Below are 1,092 nucleotides of genomic sequence, written 5' to 3' on the forward strand. Positions count from 1 at the left end.
TTCCCTACCGCTCCAGCAGCGAGCTGCCCACAGCAGCAGGGACAAAGGCAGGAGCTGCCAAGCCTGGAGTGAGCAGATGAGTCCGCACCAGCGCCGCCAAGCCAGCAATGAACAGAGGGTCGGTATTTAAGGCGGGCACACGGCGAAAATCGGCAATCCCAGCTCGATGGGCCAGTTCCCGATACTCGATGTCGATCTCCTGCAGGGTCTCGATGTGCTCCGACACAAAGCTAATCGGCACCACCAGCAACTGCTTCACACCTCGGGATCCCAACTCCGGGATGACCCGTTCGGTATAGGGTTGCAGCCACCGCACCGAACCCACCCGGCTTTGATAGGAGAGGGTGTGGTCATTGGGGCGTCCCACCTGCTGCCAGATCAGCCGCACGCAGGCTTCCATTTCCCGTTGGTAGGGATCCCCGGCCTCGGTGACATAGCTTTCGGGAATGCCGTGGGCGCTGAACAGCACATGCACCCCTTCGGGCTCGGCAAATCCATCCAACTGTTCCCGAATTGCTCTGGCCATCGCCTGCACGTACTGAGGCTGATCGTACCAGGAGCAGATCTGGCAGCGCTCGATGCATGCCAGCTCCGGATCTTCAGCCCAGAGCCGATCCAGCAGCTTAAAGCTGGATCCCGTCGTGCTGATGGAATACTGCGGGTAAAGCGGCAGCACCACCAAGCGGGTGATCCCATCCGACTTGATCTGCTGCACCACCGACTCGATCAGCGGATGCCAGTAGCGCATGGCAACATACACCGGCACGTCATAGCCCTCAGCCACCAGGTGGGCCTGCAGTTCTCGCGCTTGCTCAGCAGTAATGCGCCGCAAGGGGGATCCCCCCCCAATGGCCGCGTAGTTGCGGCGGGATTTTTCGGCCCGCAGTGTGGAGATGGCCCAGGCGAAGGCCCGCTGCAAGAAGGGAAACGGCAGCCGGATCAGCTCGGGATCGGCGAACAGATTGTAAAGAAAGGGCTGCACATCAGCCTGGGTCTCTGGCCCCCCCAAGTTCAGCAGGAGCACGCCGCTTTTGGACATAACAAAGCTCATTGCGTTGGCGGTGCGGAGCACCATGTTCTTCTTTATCCACT

The 1,092-nt window shown here is 60.5% G+C and carries 1 protein-coding gene; it reads right to left on the reverse strand.

The window, feature by feature from the left end; all coding sequences use genetic code 11:
• Positions 1 to 4: 4 nt before the first annotated feature.
• A complete protein-coding gene (gene hemH, locus NW820_RS02615) occupies positions 5 to 1,039 on the reverse strand; it encodes a ferrochelatase (protein ID WP_414406617.1) in 1,035 nt (344 codons plus the stop codon).
• Between the last annotated feature and the right edge of the window lie 53 nt (positions 1,040 to 1,092).

It is taken from the genome of Synechococcus sp. R55.7, assembly GCF_047461955.1.
Classification (GTDB): Bacteria; Cyanobacteriota; Cyanobacteriia; order Thermostichales; family Thermostichaceae; genus Thermostichus.

Coding starts and splice junctions, on each gene's coding strand:
- hemH (WP_414406617.1), bottom strand. CDS start 1,039: ATGTCCAAAAGCGGCGTGCTCCTGCTGAACTTGGGGGGGCCAGAGACC.